This window comes from Prevotella sp. P4-119, assembly GCF_002251345.1.
Classification (GTDB): Bacteria; Bacteroidota; Bacteroidia; order Bacteroidales; family Bacteroidaceae; genus Prevotella.
In genome coordinates this window covers 1-3403 of the sequence record NZ_NPJB01000026.1, presented here as the reverse complement: position 1 = coordinate 3403, position 3403 = coordinate 1, and the positions used below count along the sequence as shown (strand labels likewise).

Sequence of the window (3403 nt, the reverse complement as noted above, 5' to 3'; positions counted from 1 at the left end):
TCGTTTCTGCACGATGGGTACGCCAGACTTTACCTTTAATACTGTTTCTAATCTTTCTTTTAATGAATGAAAACTACTCATAATGTACCTCTAAAAGCTTTATGTCTAACTTTAGGGGTGCATTTCACTTGGATGGTTGACATCAAAGGTGCGGATTATTGGATTGGTTTGGTTGCCTACGGCAAGAAATCTTTGGAGGAAATCTTTTTTTAAGATGTTGCTTCGCAAGAAATATTTTAGGGAGATAGCAATCTTAAATAGATTTCTGGACCGTTTAGGTCCTTAGATTTTACATAAAGATTTCCTCCAAGATTTCTTGCCGACAGGCAACACCAAATATAATATTTAACTAAAATCCTTACTAAAATACACTCGATACAATGCTTTAGTGAAGATGTAACGGCCGTGCATCATCTGCACTTCTATCCAATTTTGCAAACTATCTGGCTGCATATCTTGTAATCTATAACATAATAGAGACAAAAAATGTCCCCTTTGGCTTCTCTGATGCAAAATTATATGAATTCTACGTATCTACAGCATACAGAATGAATTTTTTATAGGAATTTAACTTGTACACCGCGTGATGCAAGGAAAAATCACAGTCATCAACGTTAATCATCCCAAAATGCTTTTCTATTTCTGCAATATTTCGTAACTTTGACCACCGTATGATAATCGACGAACTGATTTACCGCATCAGACATAACTTCTGTCATGTGCCAACCGCCGAACAAGAGCAAGCCATAGGGCAGTTTGCTTCCTTCATGACCAACCGTCGTGAAGAGGCTGTCATGGTGTTGCGCGGTTCGGCAGGAACAGGTAAGACCACTCTTGCCGCAGCCATTGTGAAGACCATGGCAGAACTGCAACAGCGGATGGTGTTGCTTGCTCCAACAGGACGTGCCGCCAAGGTCTTCTCGCTCTATTCGGGCCATTCAGCCTATACCATCCATCGTCGCATCTATCGGCAACAGTCGTTGGAAGGGGCATTCTGCCTCAATTACAATAACACACAAGATACGCTGTTCATCGTGGATGAGGCTTCGATGATAGCCAACGCATCGACCTATGGCGATACACCCTTTGCACAAGGTCAACTGTTGGACGACTTGATTCGCTTCGTCTATAACGGGCGCAACTGTCGGTTGATGCTCATCGGCGACCGCGCCCAGTTGCCACCAGTGGGCGAAGACGAGAGTCCTGCACTGGTGGGCGATATCCTGCGAGGCTACGGACTGCATGTCAGCGAGTGTGATCTCAACGAAGTGTTGCGACAGAGTCAGGATTCAGGCATCCTCTACAATGCCACTACCATCCGTCGGATGTTTGATGCCATGGAGGAATATGGCGACGTATCGTTGCCGAAGGTACGCTTCGAAGGCTTTGACGATATCCGTTTGGTGATGGGCGACGAACTCATAGAAACATTGGCAGGAAGCTATTCGGAGGTAGGACTCGACGAGACCATGGTCATCACCCGATCCAACAAGCGTGCCAATATCTACAACCAAGGCATTCGCAATATGGTGCTCGGACGGGAGGATGAACTGACCACTGGCGACCAGTTGATGATTGTGAAAAACAATTATTACTGGAAACTGCCCACCACCGGACAGGCTACCGATGCCAGCGAAACCTTTATTGCCAATGGCGACAGGGCAGAGGTGCGTCGTGTGCGCAACATCCGAAAGCTCTATGGCTTTCGCTTTGCCGATGTGACGTTGGCATTCCCCGATTATGACGATGCCGAAGTGACAGCCACCATACTGCTCGACACGCTGACATCAGAAGCTCCCGCACTGACCCGCGACCAACAGGAACAACTCTTCCAACAGGTGATGGCAGACTATGCCGACATTCCCACCAAGCAGGAACGCTTCAAGCAGCTCAAGCAAGACCCTTATTATAATGCGCTACAGGTGAAGTTTGCCTATGCCGCCACCTGCCATAAGGCACAGGGAGGACAGTGGGCACATATCTATGTGGATCAGGGATATATGACCGATGAGATGCTCACTCCCGATTATATCCACTGGCTCTATACCGCCTTTACCCGTGCGTCGGAGCGCCTCTATTTAGTCAACTGGCCCAAGACGCAGACCGACAATACGCATCAAAACCCTCAAGAAACAGCCCCATGATATATCTCAACGACCATTTAGACCAACTCGATGTGGAGCACGCCCTGTCACTCCTGTCGGAACAGCGCCGCCAACAGGCTTTAGCTTTCAAGCACGACCTTGGACGTCGCACTTGTGTGGCAGCCTATCTGCTGTTGTGCGAGGGACTGCAACGGGAGTTTGGCATCATGGAGCCGCCCGTGTTCTCTTATGGCGAACACGGCAAACCGTTTATCGTGGGTCATCCAGACATCTGTTTCAATATGAGTCATTGTCGTGAGGCAGCCATCTGTGTGATCGATTCCCATCCTGTGGGCGTCGATATCGAGTCGATGCGCGGCTATCGTGAGGCATTGGTGCGCCACACCATGAGTGATGACGAGCTGCTGCAGATCGGACAATCAGCCAATCCTGAACTGGAGTTTGTGCGCCTGTGGACGATGAAAGAGGCGGTGCAGAAGCGTTCGGGCGAAGGCATCCGCAGCGATATGAAATCTGTGCTCGATGGTGCGGGCAGGGTAGATACCGTGGTTAGCGCCGGCCAGCGCTATGTGTATTCGGTGGCGTATAGTGATCAGTGAAAACAATATTATAGATAAAGATATGAAGACAATGAAACAATTATTATTGGCGGTGATGGTGATGATGACCGCTTCGGTACAAGCACAACAGGCAGAAGAGGGAGACCTCGATGCCAAGTATGCCACAGAATTGGTGAAGGTGGGTAGTGTGGCACCCGATTTCACGATGCAGACCATCGATGGAAAACCGTTCTCCCTGTCGGAACTGAAGGGTCGTGTGGTAGTGCTCGACTTCTGGGCATCATGGTGTCCCGACTGTAGAAAGGAAGCTCCTGCCGTTGTAGAACTCTATAAGAAATATAGCGACAAGGGTGTTGCTTTTGTCGGTGTGTCGATGGATACCAATGTTGAGGCGTGGCGTGCAGCGTGCGAGAAATACGGCATTACGTATCCTCAGGTGTCGGAGTTGAAGAAGTTTCATGATACCGAAATCTCTAAGGCTTATGGTGTGAAGTGGATTCCTTCTATTGTCGTGATTGATCAAGATGGTAAAGTGGCGCTTGCTACTGTTGTGACGGAACGACTCGCCAGTTATCTGGAGGCGCTCCGGTAACTTTTTATCACACGGAAATCACTCTAAGTTTGCAGAAGAATGCGACGCAGTCGCATAAATGTTAAATAATCAAGGTAAAACTATGATTGCTAAAGACAGTTTCGTACCTTTGTTGTAAAAAGGTAGAATCGGTCTGTCGAAGAGGT

At 48.2% G+C, this 3403-nt stretch carries 3 protein-coding genes; all 3 read left to right on the top strand.

The window, feature by feature from the left end; translation table 11 throughout:
• Positions 1–671: 671 nt before the first annotated feature.
• From CIK89_RS02870 to CIK89_RS02860, 3 genes are read left to right on the top strand one after another with little or no spacing between them, the layout of a single operon-like run.
• The gene (locus tag CIK89_RS02870) at positions 672–2144 is read left to right on the top strand and encodes an ATP-dependent RecD-like DNA helicase (RefSeq protein WP_094389935.1); all 1473 of its coding nucleotides are present in this window, start codon (positions 672–674) and stop codon (positions 2142–2144) included.
• Positions 2141–2704 (top strand): 4'-phosphopantetheinyl transferase superfamily protein, encoded by a 564-nt coding sequence (locus tag CIK89_RS02865; RefSeq protein ID WP_094389934.1) that lies wholly within the window; start codon positions 2141–2143, stop codon positions 2702–2704. Before CIK89_RS02870 ends, CIK89_RS02865 begins: the two co-directional genes overlap by 4 nt.
• A gap of 22 nt (positions 2705–2726) precedes the next feature.
• The gene (locus CIK89_RS02860; RefSeq protein ID WP_094389936.1) at positions 2727–3257 is read left to right on the top strand and encodes a peroxiredoxin; all 531 of its coding nucleotides are present in this window, start codon (positions 2727–2729) and stop codon (positions 3255–3257) included.
• Positions 3258–3403 lie beyond the last annotated feature (146 nt).

Coding starts and splice junctions, on each gene's coding strand:
- CIK89_RS02870 (WP_094389935.1), top strand. CDS start 672: ATGATAATCGACGAACTGATTTACCGCATCAGACATAACTTCTGTCAT.
- CIK89_RS02865 (WP_094389934.1), top strand. CDS start 2,141: ATGATATATCTCAACGACCATTTAGACCAACTCGATGTGGAGCACGCC.
- CIK89_RS02860 (WP_094389936.1), top strand. CDS start 2,727: ATGAAGACAATGAAACAATTATTATTGGCGGTGATGGTGATGATGACC.